18 protein-coding genes are annotated in these 19072 nt (G+C 46.9%); 6 read left to right on the top strand and 12 right to left on the bottom strand.

Annotated elements, in window-relative coordinates; genetic code table 11:
• Nucleotides 1–9: 9 nt before the first annotated feature.
• A complete protein-coding gene (gene vapC, locus QGP82_RS33640) occupies nucleotides 10–417 on the bottom strand; it encodes a type II toxin-antitoxin system tRNA(fMet)-specific endonuclease VapC (protein WP_163697866.1) in 408 nt (135 codons plus the stop codon).
• Between the two features lie 2 nt (nucleotides 418–419).
• Nucleotides 420–662 carry a hypothetical protein gene (locus QGP82_RS33635; RefSeq protein WP_163697868.1) on the bottom strand — a complete coding sequence of 81 codons (243 nt, stop codon included), beginning with the start codon at nucleotides 660–662 and terminating at the stop codon, nucleotides 420–422.
• Between the two features lie 144 nt (nucleotides 663–806).
• Between QGP82_RS33635 and ccmP the strand changes: the two genes are divergently transcribed.
• Complete coding sequence (ccmP, locus tag QGP82_RS33630; RefSeq protein WP_490793006.1) at nucleotides 807–1445, top strand: beta-carboxysome protein CcmP; 639 nt, start codon at nucleotides 807–809, stop codon at nucleotides 1443–1445.
• 402 nt (nucleotides 1446–1847) lie between these two features.
• Here the strand turns inward: ccmP and QGP82_RS33625 are convergent, their stop codons facing one another.
• Complete coding sequence (locus tag QGP82_RS33625; protein ID WP_499062211.1) at nucleotides 1848–2009, bottom strand: hypothetical protein; 162 nt, start codon at nucleotides 2007–2009, stop codon at nucleotides 1848–1850.
• 137 nt (nucleotides 2010–2146) lie between these two features.
• On the opposite strand from QGP82_RS33625, the gene QGP82_RS33620 reads away from it, so the two are divergent.
• Nucleotides 2147–3463, top strand: a complete 1317-nt coding sequence (locus QGP82_RS33620; protein WP_163663754.1) for an extracellular solute-binding protein — start codon at nucleotides 2147–2149, stop codon at nucleotides 3461–3463.
• On the opposite strand, the gene QGP82_RS33615 is transcribed toward QGP82_RS33620, so the two are convergent.
• Both QGP82_RS33615 and QGP82_RS33610 read right to left on the bottom strand, forming a co-directional pair.
• The gene (locus tag QGP82_RS33615) at nucleotides 3402–4481 is read right to left on the bottom strand and encodes a serine/threonine protein kinase (RefSeq protein ID WP_499062210.1); all 1080 of its coding nucleotides are present in this window, start codon (nucleotides 4479–4481) and stop codon (nucleotides 3402–3404) included. The two genes, QGP82_RS33620 and QGP82_RS33615, sit on opposite strands and share 62 nt — an antisense overlap.
• Before the next feature lie 33 nt (nucleotides 4482–4514).
• Nucleotides 4515–5825 carry an NACHT domain-containing protein gene (locus QGP82_RS33610; RefSeq protein ID WP_499062209.1) on the bottom strand — a complete coding sequence of 437 codons (1311 nt, stop codon included), beginning with the start codon at nucleotides 5823–5825 and terminating at the stop codon, nucleotides 4515–4517.
• A 216-nt stretch (nucleotides 5826–6041) separates the two neighbouring features.
• Between QGP82_RS33610 and QGP82_RS33605 the strand changes: the two genes are divergently transcribed.
• Both QGP82_RS33605 and QGP82_RS33600 read left to right on the top strand, forming a co-directional pair.
• Nucleotides 6042–7088, top strand: a complete 1047-nt coding sequence (locus QGP82_RS33605) for a DUF2207 domain-containing protein (RefSeq protein ID WP_499062208.1) — start codon at nucleotides 6042–6044, stop codon at nucleotides 7086–7088.
• Nucleotides 7088–7687, top strand: a complete 600-nt coding sequence (locus QGP82_RS33600; RefSeq protein ID WP_499062207.1) for a glycine-rich domain-containing protein — start codon at nucleotides 7088–7090, stop codon at nucleotides 7685–7687. The genes QGP82_RS33605 and QGP82_RS33600 overlap by 1 nt, the downstream gene beginning before the upstream one ends.
• 226 nt (nucleotides 7688–7913) lie before the next feature.
• Here the strand turns inward: QGP82_RS33600 and QGP82_RS33595 are convergent, their stop codons facing one another.
• Nucleotides 7914–9476, bottom strand: a complete 1563-nt coding sequence (locus QGP82_RS33595) for a sensor histidine kinase (RefSeq protein WP_499062206.1) — start codon at nucleotides 9474–9476, stop codon at nucleotides 7914–7916.
• Between the two features lie 208 nt (nucleotides 9477–9684).
• Between QGP82_RS33595 and QGP82_RS33590 the strand changes: the two genes are divergently transcribed.
• Both QGP82_RS33590 and QGP82_RS33585 read left to right on the top strand, forming a co-directional pair.
• Complete coding sequence (locus QGP82_RS33590; RefSeq protein WP_163663742.1) at nucleotides 9685–10362, top strand: response regulator transcription factor; 678 nt, start codon at nucleotides 9685–9687, stop codon at nucleotides 10360–10362.
• Nucleotides 10363–10471: 109 nt separating this feature from the next.
• Complete coding sequence (locus tag QGP82_RS33585; RefSeq protein WP_163697885.1) at nucleotides 10472–11116, top strand: hypothetical protein; 645 nt, start codon at nucleotides 10472–10474, stop codon at nucleotides 11114–11116.
• Between the two features lie 299 nt (nucleotides 11117–11415).
• On the opposite strand, the gene QGP82_RS33580 is transcribed toward QGP82_RS33585, so the two are convergent.
• The 6 genes from QGP82_RS33580 to QGP82_RS33555 form a co-directional block, all read right to left on the bottom strand.
• Nucleotides 11416–12915: a glycosyltransferase family 39 protein gene (locus tag QGP82_RS33580; RefSeq protein WP_499062205.1), complete on the bottom strand. Its 1500-nt coding sequence runs from the start codon at nucleotides 12913–12915 to the stop codon at nucleotides 11416–11418.
• Between the two features lie 133 nt (nucleotides 12916–13048).
• Nucleotides 13049–14071: a glycosyltransferase family 2 protein gene (locus tag QGP82_RS33575; protein WP_499062204.1), complete on the bottom strand. Its 1023-nt coding sequence runs from the start codon at nucleotides 14069–14071 to the stop codon at nucleotides 13049–13051.
• A gap of 438 nt (nucleotides 14072–14509) precedes the next feature.
• Entirely contained in the window at nucleotides 14510–16021 is a 1512-nt protein-coding gene (locus tag QGP82_RS33570) for an oligosaccharide flippase family protein (protein WP_163663735.1), read from the bottom strand.
• 45 nt (nucleotides 16022–16066) lie between these two features.
• Nucleotides 16067–17107: a sulfotransferase family protein gene (locus tag QGP82_RS33565; RefSeq protein WP_499062203.1), complete on the bottom strand. Its 1041-nt coding sequence runs from the start codon at nucleotides 17105–17107 to the stop codon at nucleotides 16067–16069.
• 50 nt (nucleotides 17108–17157) lie between these two features.
• Nucleotides 17158–17928, bottom strand: coding sequence for an acyltransferase (locus QGP82_RS33560; RefSeq protein ID WP_499062202.1), 771 nt, complete (start codon nucleotides 17926–17928; stop codon nucleotides 17158–17160).
• 57 nt (nucleotides 17929–17985) lie between these two features.
• Complete coding sequence (locus QGP82_RS33555; protein WP_499062201.1) at nucleotides 17986–19029, bottom strand: NAD-dependent epimerase/dehydratase family protein; 1044 nt, start codon at nucleotides 19027–19029, stop codon at nucleotides 17986–17988.
• Between the last annotated feature and the right edge of the window lie 43 nt (nucleotides 19030–19072).

The raw sequence follows: 19072 nt of genomic DNA, 5'->3' as shown, positions 1-19072 counted from the left end.
TTCTATCCTTTACACGCCAAGCTCCCAATCCTCCAATCGTAATCCTTCAACTCGGTCAAATTCACGAGTATTATGGGTCACTAATGTTAAGCCATTAACCATTGCAATTGCCGCAATCTGCAAATCATATGCCCCAATTGGTGTTCCTACACTGGCCAATTGTGCTCGAATCCTCCCAAACGCTTTGGCAGCTTCATCGCCAAAAGGTAATGAAACAAATTGCTGCAAAAATTCTTGCTGACGTTTAACAGTTTCAGTGGGATTATTGCTTCGCATTGCACCATAAAAAAGCTCAGCTTTAACCACCGAACAAACTGCCATTTCATTCAAGGGTGTTGCCAGCAAACGATCTCGCACCTTGGTAGAACGTCCATTCAAATACACTACGCAGACGTTTGTATCCAACAGGTAGTGCATTCCTAATCAAAAGCTCCAGTTAGATCATCATCAAGAGTCTCTGCAACACCCTGGGTATCAAGACTAATTGGATCATTAGCGCATACCCCATAGAGTTGAGCCAGGGGAGATGTCGTCGCAACTAATACCTGTACTGGCTGGTAAATAACCATAACCTCGACTTCTCGATCGATTACCCCAACCGGAATCTCAAGATGAAGGATGCCATCGTTGCCAATATGCTGCCGTACTCTGACGCTCTCCATGCTGGATGACTCCAAACTTATAAACTGAATCTTCTTTTATTCTCGCAAGATCCTTTGTAATTCTGCCATAGCAGCTATGTCTCAACACATCTTTGCCTGACGATTACCTGATAAGATCGGCAGGTTATAAATTTTAACGCGACCTTGGGTGTAGAACTTCGTAGCTACGTATATATTGACAACTTGCAACCTCAGCACGCTGCCTATATGGGCAGCGTTTCCATTGGCTTTTTGCCACTGCCGGGCGACGCTTCTTTATGGGTTGAAATTTCCCCCGGCATTGAGATTAATCGTATTACTGACGTTGCCTTAAAGTCGGCTGTAGTTACCCCTGGTGTACAGATTGTTGAACGTTTATATGGTCTACTAGAAATTCACTCCGGTAGCCAAGGTGAAGTGAAAGCAGCTGGGCAAGCGATTTTAGATGTGCTTGGCGTGAAAATGCGCGATCGCTTAAAACCACGTATGGTGTCTAGCCAGGTGATCCGTAACTTGGACCCACACCATGTGCAGCTGATCAACCGCACCCGACGCGGCAATATGATTCTGGCTGGGCAAACCCTATACGTCATGGAAGTGGAACCTGCAGCTTATGCATCTTTGGCCGCAAATGAAGCCGAAAAAGCCGCCCAGATCAACATCCTGCAAATTTCCTCCATCGGTAGCTTTGGCCGATTGTATCTGGGGGGTGCGGAACGGGATATTTTGGCCGCTGCACGGGCAGTTGAATCAACTTTGGAAAATGTACCGGGTCGCGATCGCAACACCCTAAAACTCGAATAACCGATACCCCATAACTCCAATCACAAAAAAGAAATCACAAAAAAGAAAATCAACGACCATCCCTAGCGCGTTATCCAAAGGATGGTCAGTTGATTAGCACTTTGCGTCCTGCCGCCAGAAAACCCGATATCACTTGATCAACGTCACTTGCTCAATGTTAGTGAAAGGGTCAGCTGCCAATGGCAACGAAAACCTGAACCGGGGATGTTATTGGGTAGATGCTAGGGACAGATATGGCCCATAGATACGGAGGACGCAAATTGGCAGTTGACCGCCAGTGCATTTGCTATGTGGATATACGGTAAAGGTAAACAAGGTTATGCAGTTCATAACCAAAGTTATGAATTAAAGCGGACTCATCACTCATCGCCCCAAAATTGTCAGATCTAAACCAAATATCCCTTAGTGCAGTTCCAATTCTTGGGCCATCAGCACGGGTACATTCCTATCAAAAATAAACTCGCTATAGTCTGCTAAGTCATCGATCCCCAGCATTGACAACACAATTTCTGCTGCTAACCACACAAAAAATTTACCGAAGACAAATCTCCATCGAATATCCATGCAAGGCTTCCTCGACTGACCTGTGCATCGTAGAAAAGCTGCCAATCAGGAGCGCCATAACTGTCGTTATGAATTTAGTGTGATTACCGAAAACCAGACAGGCCCTAGCGTCATCCCCTTATGATAGAGACGCCTATGTGGTTGATGGTATTAACGTGCGTTCTAAAAGCCTGACAAAACGATGGTTTAAGCTGCTCATACTGGCCATAGCGGCACAGGTGCTATGTCTGTTGTTGTGGGGGGTGACCTGGCCAAAACCACCCGCCACAGAACTTTCGTTTGTAGTTCCCCAAGATGAGGTGCAACCTTGGGAAACTGTCATCACTGGCTTTGAAAAGAAATACCCCAATATTCGCATTCACCTGGTTACCGATTTAGAGATTGGCTACACTACGGACCAGCGCAAAGCCATCTACACCGCTGATTTTCAAGCCAGTGTCGCCCAATACGACCTGGTGTATATGGATATCGTCTGGCCACTACAGTTTGCAGAGCATTTACGGGATTTAACCCCCTATGTCCAGAAAGACCACCTAGATTTGTCAGATTTTTTAGCCAGTGACGTGGCAGCGGGGCAACTAGATAACAGCCTGTATCGCTTACCCATGCGGGCAGATGTTGGGGTTTTGTACTATCGCCAAGATCTGCTTAAACAGGCAGGCATGACGTTGCCCCAAACTCTGGATGAATTATCCCAGGCTGTGGACACGCTTAAATCCTCTATCAATACGGGTTACCTGTGGCAGGGCAGTCGTTATGAAGGCTTAATCGCGAATTTTGCAGAGGTCATGGATGGTCTGGGGGCTCAATGGATTGAGCCAGAAACGGACAATGTCGGCTTAGATACGCCCCAAGCGATCGCATCGGCCAACCTATTAAAACAGCTGATTCAACAGAGGATCTCACCTGATGAGGTGATTACTTACACCGAAAAGGATGGGCTCCAACGGTTTTTGGAGGGACAAACCGTATTTTTGAGGGGCTGGCCCTATTTTTGGGAAGAGATACAGCAGTCAGACCTGGCTGGGAAGGTTGCGATCGCACTCCCCTTTGCTTTCAATAACACCCCTGGCATAGGTTGTCGTGGCGGCTGGGGGTTTGGCATTGCCCAAAATGCCGCCCACCCTGAGGAAGCGTGGACAGCCATCAAGTACTTCACCAGTGCAGCCGCCCAAAAACAATTTGTCCTCGCCTCCGGCTTTTTGCCCAGTCGTGCCAGCCTATTCCAAGACCCAGAAATTGTGGCGAAATACCCACAAATGCCCCAGCTACTGGACTACCTGGAAAATTCATCCACATTTCGTCCCTTTATCAAAGAATACGGAGCCGCCTCAGAAATTTTGCAAACAGCCCTGGGCGATGTTTTAAGCGGACAACAATCTGCCGAAACCGCTATGAAGTGGGCCCAAGCTGAGACGGAGAAATTGCTACGCCCGGTATCTCAGGGCGATTAAAGGTTTGCTCAGTCATGCGCTGACGTGCAGACCACCATTGCCAACCCACAAACAGTTGCAATAGCAACAGTCCTATGTTGATGGCCATTAGCCAACGAATTTTGGTTTTCTCACTGTTGCCGTTAGTTTGCTGAACTAGAGACGGATTATTCAGCCGCGCCAGGAGGACCTCGGCGTTGAGGGGACGCTGCCCTGGGAAGGGGGCCATCATGTCATCCAGCAGTTGGACAAACCAGGCATCTAGCTGAGCTGCCTGATCCAGCCAGGTGAGCCGACCAGTGGTGTCATCTTCGGGTAAATCAATGGGATGTTTGCCAGTTAGCAAATATACAAAGGAGCGACCCAGGGCGTAAAAGTCAGACTGAGGCACGGCACGGCCATTGATCTGCTCCAGGGGGGTATATCCCGGTGATACCACACTGGTGATATCTCGCTGACCGGCCACTTTGGCAAAGTAGGTGCTGGTCATGGGGCGGACTGTGCCAAAGTCCACCAGGGCCAGCTGACCCGTGGGACGCAGCATAATGTTGGCTAGCTTAATATCCCGGTGAAAAAGTTCTTCCTTATGGAGCTGAGCCAGCAGATCCACCAGCTGTCTGATCCAATCTATGGCCTGAGCTTGATCGATGGGGCCATGCTGCTGTAACCATTTATCCAGGTTCACCCCCTGGATATTCTCCATCACCAAACAATACAGCTGTCGCCCTTCAATCTCTAACGAGAAATAGCCATCGGGGTCTACCTGAGGAATACCCGGATGCTTCAGGGTTTGCAACGTAGCAGCTTCGCGCTCAAACAGGGGCTGCAAAATTTTCTTTTTGAGCACCTTAAGCACTTTTGTCTGGCCCTGGTCATCAATTTCAAACACCTCAGATGGTTCCCATTCATCTAACTCCCGCAGCGGTCGCAGCAGGCGATAACGACCTTCTATCAATAAAGGCGTTTGACACGACTTACAGTGGGACAGCCCGTCGGGGTTATCGCGATGGCCACACCGGGGGTTAATGCAATAGCTCATGGGTGATTCAGGACGGTAATGTCCGATCGGGTCTTAGGGTAGCTGCTCACGCACATATTCCATCACCACGGGAATCAGGGTAAAACCAGCGGGGCTTTTTTCAATCAGGGATTTACTTAGGAGAGCACTGATGGCAGCGAGTCCATCAGGATGTTTGATGTCTTCAATGGACATGGGCTCTGCTTTTTCAGCCAGCTGCCCCAGAATATCTTGTTCTGCTTCGGACAGACGCTCATACTGCTGATCGATGAGATATTTAATATCGCCAAACATGGTTCTGCCATGTCTGCGGAAGCGATCCACATCGCCATCAAACAACTCCTGAATAGTCATGGCGACAATTCTCAGCATCAGTGGATTCCCCCGATACTGGTTGATCAGGCCTTTCCAATGGGGCTTACCTGAGGCGGGTAGCCGTTCTGCAGTTAAGAGCTGCGCCCCATCATCGTACTTTAGCCCCCCTAATTCTAAATAACGCACAGGACTATTGGTGGCCCTTGACCCGGCAAGTTCGCGGTTACGTTCGCGACTGGTGACCACGATACAGCTCTGGTGAGGCTGTTCGCCCAGACGCTTTAATAGCTCGCGATAGTTGCTGTAGTCTGGTGCATACTCACTGACAAGACTGCCGCTGCTGAGAATACTTTCTAAGTTATCGAGTACCACCAGACAACGGTGCTGTTGTAGGTAAACCATTAGAGCGCTGAGCTGGTCATACCATTCATCTGAATGGGGAATCACATCGTCCGGTAGTTCATTCAGCCACTGACCTAGAACATTATCGAGGGTAGGTCGATGACGCAGGGATTGCCAAATAACCCCATCAAACTGAGTGTGCACTGCCTTGGCCAGGGTAATGGCGAGGGATGTTTTGCCCATCCCCACGGGACCAATAATGGATACAAATCGGCAGGCTGATGTGCCTAACATCCATTGTTGGAGCTGATCTAGCTCTACCTGACGACCATAGAGGACCGGAACATCTGGCATTTGGTCCCAGTTAATGGCCACTTGGGTAGTGCGGTAACCTGCTGCTTCGAGCCAATGGGCGACGTCACGCCAGCTTTCTAGGGCATTGCGATCGCGACCCGTCAGTTGCTCCACATAACGATACAACCCCTGGCTTAAGGCAACTTCCACCGTACGCGCTTCAATCCCCTCATGGTCAGAGATTGCCGCTGGGCTATACCTCAGCAGTAGGCCCCGCAGTCGCGTTTTCTCTAAATCCGTCAGCCCGTAGCGCTTATGGGGCATTAGTTCTGACTTAGCTTTTGCCAAATCCCCATAAAGCTGATCTAGATTCCACTGTGCCGCCGCTTGGGCAAAAAGCTGTTCTGTAGCCATCGATAGGACAACGAACTATGAATGATATTACCCGATCGTCTTCAGCGATATGCATCTATACACCATCAGTCCCAACATTCAGGTTGAAACCCCTTTGACAGTCTCAGGGCAAGACCTACTCCCCAACACTTCATAACCTAATCCATAACCAGCAATAGCCTCTAACCAACAATCAACGCTCCTAATCTGAGGTCATGCACCAAGAGGAATGAGCTTATGATTGCCGTTAAACGAAGAGCGGGTTGGGGATTATGCGCCACCATCTTTACCTGTGTTCTCTGTTTTAGTATCAGCCTGGCCCAGGCAGCCACACCGTTTTTTTGGGATTCCATTGATGTGGATATGACCCTGGAAGCGGATGGTGACCTATTAGTAACAGAAACTCAAAAGTATGTATTTACCCAACCCCACAGCAACGAACGCTATCGCTATATTCCCTTAGAAGGGATTGATAGCATCGCAGATGTGGCGGTTTATGAAAACAATGAACCGTTAACGGTTCAAACGGGTCGCCGCAATAATGATTATTGGATTCGTTGGCAACATTCCTTGAATGCTCCTGCCGCCCATACGTTTGTACTTCAATATCGTGTTGTGGGGGGTATTCAGGTCAAAGGAAACCGTAGCCAGCTTTATTGGAACGCACTCTTTCCTGAGCGGAGTGCTCCGATTAATCGCGGTAACGTAACGCTGCATGTGCCAGAGATATTAGCCGATCAAGTGAATAGTTTTCAGGGTGAAGGGGTGGCGAGTCGCGATCGTAAACTCAATCTCACCACCTATGAGTTTGTGACCAGTGGCCCTCTGGCACCACAACAGTTTTTGAATATTCGGCTCGAATTCCCCACCAGCGCGTTAAATATCCCACAGGCCCAGACAGATTATTGGAGCATCAAGCAGTCATCTTGGGCTCCATTCTTTAGCTGGGCAGTGCCAGGCATCTTTGTGCTCGGTGTTTTTGGCAGCATTGTAGCGATTAGAAAACGTTGTCCCAATTGTGGCCAGATGACTCTGAAACGAACTAATCGAGTTGTGCAGAAATCAACCCGATCTAGGCGAGGAACAAGAGAAGTCAGACACGTCTGCCAAAATTGCAACTACGATCGCAGGTTTAATCAAACCATTCCTCGTAAGTCGGCTTCTAGGTCCCATACGACTGTGTGGGGTGGCTACTATGGTGGCGATGGCAGTGGTGGCAGCGGTGGCAGTAGTGGCTGTGGCAGTAGTGGTTGCGGCGGCGGTGGCTGTGGAGGAGGTGGTTAATGCATACAACTCAACAGCCACGGATGAATTCTCAACAAGCAGAGCTTTATAAACGGCTTCAGATCTATGCTCTAGATCAACCAGGTGTACAGTTTTCGTTTAGTCAGCGTCTCGCCCAGGAAAATTGTTGGTCATTTAAGTACACGTGCAGAGTAATTGAAGAGTATAAGAGATTTGCGTTTTTGGCGGTCGTTGCTGGACATCCGGTAACACCGTCTGACCAGGTGGATCAGGTGTGGCATTTACATCTCACCTACACGCGCTCATATTGGGAGGATTTTTGTCCCAATGTTTTACAAATGTCGTTGCACCATGAACCAACTCAGGGAGGAGGTGTTGAGCATGACAAGTTTTTGGATTGGTATTCGCGTACGTTGGCTAGCTATAGGCAATTGTTTGGTGAGGAGCCGCCTAGGGATATTTGGCCTGAACCGGGAGAGCGGTTTGGGCAAGAGTTGGAGTTTGTAAGGGTGAATTTGCAGAGGAATTGGCTGTTGCCTAAGTTAGGCATTATTAAGACTTTAAAGTGCTGCTTACAGTGGGTTAGACAACGATGTTGGAGAGTATCGCGTCGTTCTATCAAATTCTTTGCTTCATAGTGATTTTTGTTTGAGCCATCTTGTCAAAATACTGATAAATGGGGTGATGGGGCTGCTCAGGGCTTTCCTCCCTGAAACCCTCCTGTTCGTGGGGGCCTAAACTCCCCCACACCCCCCGACAGGGTAGTCGTTTATGGCAACTATTTTGGGTTGGGAGAAGGTTACGGCTAAGTCGATTATTAAGGTTCAGTATCCGTCACTAGATTGGCTTTACGATAGACGTCTTTTAACTGTTATACTCTGGCGATGATGGGACCATGTCAGATAGCTGTTCGCTATCTTCTACCCAGGGCATATCTACAGAAAAGGTTGTGCCAACGCCTACCTGACTTTCTACTTCAATTTTGCCGCCGTGGAGTTCTAAACATTTTTTGACAACGGCTAGTCCTAAGCCACTGCCAGACAATGATTTTACGTTTTGACCACGATGGAAGGAGTCAAATAAGTGTTGCTGGTCGGCGGCTGGAACGCCAATACCTTGATCGCTGACTTGAAACCGAGTTCGACTGTGTTCACCCCAAATATTAAGTTGAATTTCACTTTCTGGGGGTGAATATTTGATGGCATTGGTCAATAGGCTCATCAACATAGCGCGTAATAATCTCTCATCTAGAAAGGCTTCGTCATAGGTCCCTTTTTGCTGTACTAAAATATGGTGCTGCGACTGGGTATTAAATTTGACTTCCTCGACCAGGTGTTCGCAAAAAGATTGTAAATCAATCGTTTGAGGGTTAAATTCTAGCTTGCCTGCTTCAGCTCGGGTCAGTAGCAAAATATCGGACAACAGCTGTGCCATGGTCTTCGCGGCAGACTGAATGCGTCTAAGATTACGGGAACGTTTCTCTTCAGACCAGGCTACATTGCGGTTATCTAACAATTGTGCAGAGACTAAAATGGCGCTCAAGGGAGTTCTTAGCTCATGGGAGGCCAGGGAGAAGAAATTAAGTTTTAGATCGGTTAATTCCTTGGCTTGTTCAATCTCTTTATAGGTGGTTTCGATTTCCTGGCGACGGTTAAGCTCAGTGGTTAAAATCTCTTCTGTATTTTGTAAGGCATTTGTTTTAGCTTGAAGCTTATGGGTGAGCGCCTCTGTTTCTCGTTGCTGTGTTAACAGGGTTTGCTGGTGCTGCTTTAGGGTTTGCATCAGCCAGCCGTACAAAATGCTCAGGAGAATCACACCAAAGCCAGCTACCAACCCTGTCAACCAAAGATCATTATTGATGCTGACGCTGGTGTCTGCCATTTCCCACTGTAGTGCGGCGCTGCCCTCGTCTAACAATGCCTGCATCGCCAGATGGGCATCAACGCGAACTTCACTGCTTTGCTGGGCAATGTCTAGTTGCGCGGTTAGGTCCAGTTGTCCATTGTCGTATTGTTCAATGCCATCTTCTAAAATTTGAATGTGGGTTTCAGTGGCAACCCGTAACCGTTCTAAGGCTTCTCGATACACTAAATCTTCTTCAAAGGCGGCCTCTGTGTCTTCTAAATTTTCATGCTCTGCATCTAGCTCTTCAACATAACTATTAATCAGTTCCAGCTTTGTTTGATAGCGTTCTAAGGCTTCTTCCTCACCTGTATTAAGATAAGAACGATGACTGGCTTCCGCTTCTGCGATCGCAACTAACAAGCCATTCAAATAGGCATATTCATTCCCCTCCACCGCCACCCAGTCAGATGGATTAACTCGACCGACAATTGCATTACGCGCCAGCAAGGCAGTCCCTAGTAGCGTTGCGATCGCAACACCAAATCCTACTGTTAGCCATTGCTGAGTGCGAGAACGATTCATCGGACAGAAGGGGGCAGACCCCTACCTTGAAACTTAAGCTTGCAGGATCCACCATAATCTAGACAGCGCGATTTAACCGTCGTTATAGTCAGAGTAAGGGTCGTTGTTGATTGGGGACATCCCGTCGGAGCTGTGATGACTCTGAACCTCACAGCTTATTCGTACCAAGGATCAGCAACGCCGAGTAATTCACTGGCAACATTTTCCCATGCGCATTCTCTTAGTCGAAGATGACCTACAGCTAGGTGAGGGATTGAATGAAGCACTCACCGATGAAGGGTACGTAGTGGACTGGGTAACGGATGGAGAAATGGGTTGGATTCAGGCAACTGACTTAACCTATGACTTGATGGTACTGGATGTCATGCTACCCAAAATCAACGGCATCCACTTATGTCGACGGCTACGAGAAACGGGCAGACGTTTGCCAATCCTGATGTTGACCGCTCGCGATACCAACACTGATAAAGTTGCTGGCTTAGATGCCGGGGCAGATGACTATGTGGTTAAACCCTTTGACTTACTGGAGTTGCTGGCCCGATTACGGGCGTTATTGCGGCGTGGCACTTTGAATGACACTGGCACAATGCTGGTGTGGGGACAGGCCCAGCTCGACTCAGTCACCCATGAAGTGTTTTACGATGGCTCTCCTCTCCAACTAACACCCAAAGAATTCAGCCTCCTGGAACTCTTTTTACGCAGTGGCCGACGAGTCTTAAGTCGATCCGTCTTGATTGATCAGTGCTGGGCAACCAATGCACTGCCTGACGAAGAAACCGTCAAATCCCACCTGAAAAGCCTACGCCAAAAGTTGAAAAAAGCCGGTGCTCCCGCAGATTTCATTGAAACCGTGCATGGAGTGGGCTATCGATTAAAGCAATCATAGGGGTTACAGCCACTAACCGATTTCTACCCGAATTATTCCCTAGATTCTTCCAAACTGTTTTTTAGAGTGGGTGACGTAGCCTCAAGGAAATCTTAATTTCCAAAAGATTATGAAACTTAAAACTTTGTCTGTTTTACTAGGCGCACTCTCACTTGTGGCAATGCCTTTAGTTCGTCAAGTGCAAGCTGAGGAATTGGTCTGTCCAGACGAGTTCGAGGGGATTGAACTGAGCGAGGACCAACAGGTGCAATTGCTAGCATTAGAAGAGCAGTTGGACGATAGAATTGAGTCCATTATGCCTGCCACGCCTGAGTCAGAGGCGCAATTGGAACAACTGGAACAAACTTTCGAACAGCAAGTCTCATCAATGTTGTCACCTGAACAGGAACAGCAAGTGGGTCAGCTCAATGCCTGGGTTGACGAAAGCGTCGCTAGCGTCGCTCCTGAGCTAGAAATAGAAGAGGATCCTGCCCTCTCAGCAGATCAGGAGGCAGCATTAGACATGATCGCAGAAGAATACGATCGCAACTTTCAGAGCATTTTGACACCTGAGCAACAGCAGCAGGTTGAAGTGCTTGAAGAACAGCTAGACGCCGAAGTAGAGGCTACCATGCCAGAGCCCAACGCTGAGCAAGCAGCCAGTATTGAAGCCGCAGAAGCAGAATATGAACAGGCTGTGCTTCAGGTTCTTACCCCAGAACAGCTACAGCAAATCGAAACCAATTTGGCCGCCTGTGCCGTAAACGAGTTCTAAATCACTCGGACACCGATCTTCTAGGCAATCCTGACTGATAGTGCTCGGTATCGTAGGGCATGGCTTCGACGGTGAGCTCAGCCGAACCGCACAAGGGAGTGCCCCTACAGGGTTGTCCATTTTAATTGGGTTTAATGGATTCGGATTTGATATGACAGGACATTCAGGGTGCTTCCTTTAGGATGCTTCCTTGACAAAAGGCGGTAGAGATTATTGGCTTGGATCTCTACCGTTTTTTATAGAAAAATATGTTGTACTTTTTTCTCTTGCCTTTTCAACAGGGCAAGCTCCAAAGTAAGCTAGCGTTGGGTCAGTAATAATACTTTAGAGCCTTGTTCATATGCGAAAGTCTCTTCTACATTGTATTGTGCTTTAATTTGCTGCTCAAAGTTGGGATAGTCTTGCTCCTTCACCTTTAAAACCAGCCATAGTCGAGTCGGCGCATCTGGAAAATTATCCAACCACTGGCCGATTTCAGCCTCACTTTTGACGCCACGACTCTTATTTGAATAGATCTCTAAAGACCCTTGGTAGTAATGGTTCAAGACGAGCTTTCGAGCAAAGAGAGACCACACAACCACATCTTCAGGTTGCTCATATTGTTCAATGGTTTCAACAATAAACTTATAATCAGGTCGATCTTGCACAGTGTAATAGCGCACCAATCCGCCGCTTACGGCGATTAGATAAGCCAGGCTGACAACTATGGCTGCAAGCCGCCACTGTCGCCATAGTCGGCTCAACCCAGCCGCTAACAGGAGAAATAGGTAAGGACTAACAAAAACAAGATAGCGATTGACCCAAATCGGGATCGATATATAAGAAAAGGCTAAAATCGGCAGCAATGGCAAGGCAAACCAGGCAGCTGCCCACAAAACCTGGGGGGACTTATGCTTTTGGAAAAGGGCTAGACCAATCAATCCTGCTAATAGAAAGGTGAAGAACCTATAAAACGAAGATGCGATCGCATCACTCTGCACTGAAAATGGCCACACCGTCCAGAACTTCAGGGTGCGTACCACATTGCTTAACCCTGGAGGATTGCGCCCAGGATGGTGTGATGCATAGGTAGAGTCTGGAGCAATGGCTTGAAAAACAGATAAAACAAAGGGCGACCACAAGACAAGTATCAAGACTAGCCAGCCTGCAAAGCGGATCAATGCAGCCCGCTGCTGGCGGAAGCGCAAACCATAGATGACAACATCGGGCAACAATAGCACCACATTGAGCGGCACAGCCAAAATTGCCAACCAACGAAATATACACCAGGCAGCCAGGGATACATGGCTGGGAGCCCCTGTTTTATCTGTGGGTTCTTCCATCAGGGCTTTAGCCAAATACCATGTGCCCGCTATCCCCAAACAGGCAGATAGCACATACATTCTGACTTCTTGGACGTGGTTAATAAATAAGGGAGAAAAGGCTAAAAAAGCTGCTGCTGCCACCCCTTCTACTTTTCCTAAAAGCCGAGATCCTAATCGGTAGATTAAAAAGATGGATGCGATCGCAAAAACCACCGACAGACTACGCAACCAGGCATCACTACTGCCAAACTGTTTCCATCCCGTCAGCAATATGTAGTAAAGCGGCCTTAACAAGTTTCTACCAGATTGGATGGCCGGTAGCTGAGAATCTTCGATACTACTGAGCTCATCCAGCCACAGCCCCTCTGCATTAATGCGATAAAAATATAGAACTGTCGCTAGGAGCATCAATAGCGTGATCGGCAACCATTGCTGAATATTAGGCCTAGTATTCTGATAGGTCTTCTCGACAGGGCTGATTTGATCAAGCTTCATCTAAATATCTCCCCTAAACAGAATGATTGAGATGTCTGACACGCTGTTCTTCGAAATCATGCTCAAATTGAACCAATCCCCTAAGTAGAATGTTGGGAAAGTGTTGATTAGTCAACACAATAGCCACAAAAAATTAGAAGCTAACCTTATCGCGAATACGATAAATGGGCTTATTCTGAGACTCATGATATGTTCTCATCAGCAATTCACCCAGTAGCCCAAAACAGAATAGCTGTATACCTGAGAGAAATAAAACCACAGCCAACATCAGCAGAGGACGATCACCAATGGCCTGGTTGAGAATAAATTTAAGAAATACGAGATAGATGGCCAAAAAAGACCCAACTGACAATGATGTCATCCCCAAAACCCCAAATACATGCATGGGACGGGTCAAGAAGGTTTTCATAAAATAGACGGTGAGCAGATCCATCATGACTCGAAATGTTCTGCCTAAGCCATATTTACTCTGCCCGAAACGGCGTGGATGATGCCGTACGGGAATTTCTGTGATTCTGGCACCTTCAATAAATGCTAATGCAGGCAAAAAACGGTGCAATTCTCCATACAGCTTCAGATCTGAAACTAGTTCAGCTCGATAGGCTTTGAGAGAACAACCATAATCATGGAGCTTAACGCCTGTCACCTTCGCAATTAACGAATTAGCAATTTTTGAAGGGAGAAGGCGTGTTAAGGCGGCATCCTGTCTCTGTTTACGCCAACCACTTACGAGGTCATATCCCTCTTTCATCTTCTCTAATAGTCGAGGAATATCTTGTGGATCGTTTTGTAGGTCGCCATCTAAAGTAATAACTATTTGACCTTGGGCATATTCAAACCCAGCCGCCATGGCCGCCGTTTGTCCATAGTTGCGGCGAAAGATAATGGCGCGCAGTTGCCCATGGGTTTGGGAAAGATCTTTTAACCGTTGAGTTGAGCCGTCTTTAGACCCATCATCAATACAAATAATTTCATAGCTATATGCTTCTTGATCTAGGACGGTTGAGACTTGCCCAATGAGCGTAGGCAGGTTGTCAAATTCGTTATAAATGGGAATGACTACAGACAGATATAGGGTCTCCTCAGATACTGCCGGTTGCTCAGACAAAAAATTGTTCGACAGGACATTGGGATGCACAGAAACCGAAGAGACCATAGTGTAAATCCTCAAACTTAGCGAATGATATAACCGCAGTCTAAAAATAAATTGAGAATATCCAGGAAACTCATTGAGTAACGAAAATAGAAAAGCCGAGTAGCTACAGAAATCACAATAAAAGACAGCCCTTTTTGCCCTAGTCCAGAAGCAAAAAGGTCAAATATTGATTTAAATATCACCAGGTCAGTACTTAATAAAACAGAGACACTGTTACTGACTGACCATCATCATCCTGCTTATAGAATACCTAGGAGATGCGTATCTCTACTGAGAAACATGTACGTTTTACGTAATCTTTACAAGTAATTGAGAGGTTTATGGTTTCTCCACACTTGCACATGTTCTACAGAGATTCTAACCGTAAACTCAGACAGCTTTACGGCATATATCAGCAGCTAAACTCACTAACTTTTGTCAAGAAAATAACGCTAACAACTATTTACTAAAGCCTAGCTTTTGTTGCAGTTGGTTAAGCATTGTGCGATCGCTACTTTCCAGACCGAACGTCAGCACCAATGCTGTATAAAGGGTCACAATTATGCCTAAAGTGCAGCTCACTCTTGTTAAAGTGGACCACCCTGCAAGTCCAGCGTTGATGCCAATACCGCATAATAGAGAAATACCTCCCGCAGTAATCACCTTAAGATATCCCCACTGAAACCCATGTATTTTTAACACAGAATACACTTGCAAGACACGCAACAGGTTAACTCCCAGAATGCTGATGCCTGTAGCTACCGCTGCTCCCATCAGACCCCATCGAGGAATCATAAACATGTTCAGGCCAATATTAGTGATGGCTAATACAATATCTCCCATGAGTTTGAGATTTTGATGGCCTGACATGGATAAAATGTGCATAGAAAATCCTCCAGGACCAGCCCTTGCCAATTGGCCAGCAGCAAGAATAATCAGGGGCAGCCAGCCAATTCCAAATTCTTGACCAAATACTTTTAGAATATCTTCGCCAATCACTGCTACGCTCAAAAAGAGAGGCAGTGTCAACGAAAAACTCCACCGAGAAGCCACGCAAAAAAGCTTATCCAACTCCTCTAGTTTGCCGCTGCTGTAAAGGTTGGCAATCATCGGGGTGAAGATAGTTACTAGCGATCGGGTGAACAGCGTCATTAGCAATGCTGTCTGGGATGCGGCTCGATAAATACCAACCTCAGCGGGCGGGCGAAAATATCCCAGCATCAGAATATCCGTCCACAGCATAATCAGCCACAGAAAACTCCCCAATGACAGTGGGATAGAAACAGCTAATAGCTTTTTGCTCTCAAAAATAGGACGAGGCCGTTGTTTGAAAAGAACAGGGCAAAGTCTTTGCAAAACACTGAGAGTGGCTAGCAGCGAAACAATGAGTGCTAACGTCCATGCCATAGCAGCGCCTCGAAGTCCCCAGCCCATATAAAATAAGGCGATCGCCAACACCAAATTTAGTAATGGCAGTAAGACTTCCCAAATAAAAACCTTGTAAGTGGCTGTCTGAAATCCAGTGGTGGCAAAGACACCAGCTGTCATGCTAGCTCCAAATGGAAGCGCTACCGCAAAAGCCTGTAGGGCAGGCACAAGCTCGGGCTGTCCAAAAACAATCTGAGCAACAGGCTCAGCAACCAAAAATAGAGCTGCCCCAAAAACGAGCCCACTGATCAAGGGAAAGCCCAGAGCCTGGAGCAACACACCTTTCAGTCGTCTCTGATCGTGTTGATCGTGATGAATTGAAACGTAGCGAATTGCGCCTGTTTCTAGACCCATCCTGGGAAACAGTTCTCCCAATTGATAGATAATAATACCTAAGGTATACAGTCCAAAGACCTCTGCACCCATTAACCAAGCGAGCAGCACTTGAGTCAGATACTTCAAACCAGTACTGATAACTTGGCCCAGGAAGGATAACCCAGCGCCCTTAATCAGCTTATTAAAAGTGGTATTTATCTGAGCCAAGCCCTATCTCCCGTGGTTAACTAGAAAAAATTTCCTATGATATTGCTATAACCCTAATCTGAGACGGGCATAAATCTGCAGCCTGCGCAGACCATCAGTATGACCTTTCCTATTTTTCAACATAGCCAGGATCTTTCGAGGTGGATGCTCCAGAAATCGAAATCGCATGGCTTCTAGAGCTGATACACGCGGCTGGCTTAGTTGTGGTGTATAGCCATACTGTTCAAGGGTAGTCCCAGCCACTGCTTCAAAAATATGGAGCTGTCGCGCTGTCATTTCAAGCCGCCATTTGCCAATGTTACTAACTAGCGGTGGTTTAGACAGATTTTTCTGATTATTACGATCTGTGGGATAAGCTGTATCTGTTTTATAAAAGGAAAGCATTTCAGGAGAAAACTCTTCATTTAGAAAAGTGCAGATCTTACGCACAACACTTTCGGGTTTTTGCAAGAGTTCTTCGTATTTCACATCCAAAAAAGAGCCATTATCCAGTTCTGTTTTAAGGACAGAAGCAATTTCAAGATGTTGCTTCCATTTTTGGGCCAGTGGATACATATGCTTGGGACCAAAGCGTGCTTTTTCCCAGGACAGAGCTACGTCCCGACCATCCCGCACAATATGTAAAACTTGCATCTTGGGGAACGCACTCAAAATTTCACGCCAATAAAAAAGATGTGCAGGCGTCTTTTCTCCCCAACGCTGTTTACCCTGGGCCTGGGTCCACGTTCGTAGAATGCCGTCCACAATTCCATGAAAGTTATACTGGGATATGGTTGCTAGTACCTCTTGACGGCTAAGACGAGGTGCCCAATCTCGCATAACCTCAGTTGCAAGAATGTCATCCACCAAGCGCTCACGATTTTTCAGCTGACCCAGATCTCCGTAATATTTGAGCCAGGGGTAAAAGGTATTATAAAGATGAGATTCAAAAGGTATGGCAATTCTGGGATGACTCCCAATCAGTCGACTCAGTAGGGATGTTCCTGAGCGAGGACAGCCAAAAATAAAAACAGGAGATTCAACAGTAGTGTGGCTCGGGGCTCCAGATGGGGACAGATTATTGATAATGCTTTGCTTGTTAGTCATTTGGCTAGATCTTTATAAAGCAGTAGCAACAATGAAAACGAAAAACACCATCACTCGGAGCGCTGACGCACCGCCTTAGCAGGTACACCAGTAGCCACGGTATAGTCGGGCAGGTTTTTAGTGACAACAGCACCCGCACCGACAATACAGCCCTTACCAATTTGAACGCCATCTAGCACAATGGCTCCTGCTCCTAACCACACATCATCACCGATCTTGACAGCACCTTTGGTATATACACCTTGTTGCATCATGGGCAAATCCAGCCGATCGGTAATGTAGCGTCCTCCACCGATGTAGCAATTACCCGCAATCAAAACAGATTCACCAATGGAGATGCCACCGCTAGAGGAAATAATGGTGTTACAGCCAATATCTGTATTGTTACCAATCGTGATAGCAGCGGTTTTACTTTGAATCACACAGTTACGAGACACAATCACATTATCCCCTAAGGTAATGCCTGCTGTGGCACCGCTAGCATCTAGTAACCCATAATCATCAATGGCGACACCTTGCCCAAGCGTTATTCGACCAGGACAACGCAGGGCGATCCCTTTTCCAAAAATAGCCCCTCCACCAATGTCTTTAAAGAGCATCGGATAGAGTTTTTTCCTGAGCAGATAGCCTAAGGTGCCTGGCAGATCGCTGAGGAAGAATGTGAATACCTCATAGGTAAGAAAAGGTAATAGTTTTGTGTTACCTAGAACCTTAGCCTGATATTTTGCCAATGCAGAACCGTTCCCTTGATTTAATTGTTCACTCAAGGGTGTCTTGTCAATTCGTTTTTGACCTTGATTTTGATGTTGGGAAGATATCATGGCTAACTTTTGGATAAATAGTTCACTATCAAGTTCAATGTCAAAGCTGCGGTTAGATTACGCTCTTTGTTTTGGATGCCTATGGGTTAGCCAACCGTTATCCAGGTACCATTGAGCCAGTTCGATTAACCCATCTTTATCTTGATGACTGGGGGCAAAATTCAACAGTGTTTGCATTTTGCTGGTATTAAAAGACCGATCTTTGGTGTAGAAAGCTAAACGCCGCCGATAGATTGGTGGCTCTATCCCTAACGGACGAAAGATGAGTTCACACAGATCGGCCAGGGCAAATAATGGGCTGGCTGGTAAGCTGAGAAATCTTGCAGAGACTCGATAGTAGTTGCCAATTAAGCCGACCATCTCTCGAAAGGTAATAGCTTGTTGACTGCCACAAATAAACACTTCACCAATAGCCTGGGGGTGAGTTGCAGCGTGAATAAAGAAATTAGTTAAATCATCCACATGGACAAAGTGCAACAGATTACTACCATTGCCAATGGCAGGCACCCAGCCCTGCATCACCATCTTGTAAATCTTTAGTAGTCGCTTTTCTCCAGGTCCATAGATGCCCGCTGGACGCACCACAGTCATGGGCAAGCCTGATTGTTGACCAAAGTCCCTAATCCAGATTTCACCTTCTAGCTTGGTTTCTTGATAAATATCTCCTGGTTTTAGGGGACAGTTCTCGTCACCAGGCGGCTCATCCACATGACCATGGACGCCAATGGTGGACACATGAACAAAGCGACGGAAGTCTGGCTGTTCTAAGGCCGCTTTTGCCAGGAGCTGAGTGCTCAAAACATGGACATTGTGATAGCCAATGTCTGGTGACTTTGCTTCCCGAAAGGGGGTCACCATGTGAAAGATATAGTTCACATTTTGGGTGGCGGCAGTAACTAAGTCTGGGTCAAAAACATCGCCTTGAAACCATGTGACTGGCAAGCCTTCAAAGGGCTTAAGGTTGGAAGTTTTACGGGCAATGGCAACAACCTCTACCCCCTGTTGTAGGAGTTTTTTTACCAAATTTGAACCGGTAAAACCAGTGGCCCCTGTAACCAGGGCTCGACTCCCAGATGGCAGTTGGTACTGAGTGCTTTCCATATAGGTTTGAATATGCGAGTTTAATCAGTCAAAAGATTACCTG

This window comes from Leptothoe sp. LEGE 181152 (genome assembly GCF_032906605.1).
GTDB classification, from domain to species: Bacteria; Cyanobacteriota; Cyanobacteriia; order Phormidesmidales; family Phormidesmidaceae; genus Leptothoe; species Leptothoe turfae.
The sequence above is the reverse complement of the archived record's forward strand: the minus strand, read 5'-3'. Positions and strand labels throughout refer to the sequence as shown.

Excerpts from the sequence above, each read along its gene's own strand:
- vapC (WP_163697866.1), bottom strand. The coding sequence starts at position 417 with ATGCACTACCTGTTGGATACAAACGTCTGCGTAGTGTATTTGAATGGA.
- QGP82_RS33635 (WP_163697868.1), bottom strand. The coding sequence starts at position 662 with ATGGAGAGCGTCAGAGTACGGCAGCATATTGGCAACGATGGCATCCTT.
- QGP82_RS33625 (WP_499062211.1), bottom strand. The coding sequence starts at position 2,009 with ATGGATATTCGATGGAGATTTGTCTTCGGTAAATTTTTTGTGTGGTTA.
- QGP82_RS33615 (WP_499062210.1), bottom strand. The coding sequence starts at position 4,481 with ATGAGCTATTGCATTAACCCCCGGTGTGGCCATCGCGATAACCCCGAC.
- QGP82_RS33610 (WP_499062209.1), bottom strand. The coding sequence starts at position 5,825 with ATGGCTACAGAACAGCTTTTTGCCCAAGCGGCGGCACAGTGGAATCTA.
- QGP82_RS33605 (WP_499062208.1), top strand. The coding sequence starts at position 6,042 with ATGATTGCCGTTAAACGAAGAGCGGGTTGGGGATTATGCGCCACCATC.
- QGP82_RS33600 (WP_499062207.1), top strand. The coding sequence starts at position 7,088 with ATGCATACAACTCAACAGCCACGGATGAATTCTCAACAAGCAGAGCTT.
- QGP82_RS33595 (WP_499062206.1), bottom strand. The coding sequence starts at position 9,476 with ATGAATCGTTCTCGCACTCAGCAATGGCTAACAGTAGGATTTGGTGTT.
- QGP82_RS33590 (WP_163663742.1), top strand. The coding sequence starts at position 9,685 with ATGCGCATTCTCTTAGTCGAAGATGACCTACAGCTAGGTGAGGGATTG.
- QGP82_RS33585 (WP_163697885.1), top strand. The coding sequence starts at position 10,472 with ATGAAACTTAAAACTTTGTCTGTTTTACTAGGCGCACTCTCACTTGTG.
- QGP82_RS33580 (WP_499062205.1), bottom strand. The coding sequence starts at position 12,915 with ATGAAGCTTGATCAAATCAGCCCTGTCGAGAAGACCTATCAGAATACT.
- QGP82_RS33575 (WP_499062204.1), bottom strand. The coding sequence starts at position 14,071 with ATGGTCTCTTCGGTTTCTGTGCATCCCAATGTCCTGTCGAACAATTTT.
- QGP82_RS33565 (WP_499062203.1), bottom strand. The coding sequence starts at position 17,107 with ATGACTAACAAGCAAAGCATTATCAATAATCTGTCCCCATCTGGAGCC.
- QGP82_RS33560 (WP_499062202.1), bottom strand. The coding sequence starts at position 17,928 with ATGATATCTTCCCAACATCAAAATCAAGGTCAAAAACGAATTGACAAG.
- QGP82_RS33555 (WP_499062201.1), bottom strand. The coding sequence starts at position 19,029 with ATGGAAAGCACTCAGTACCAACTGCCATCTGGGAGTCGAGCCCTGGTT.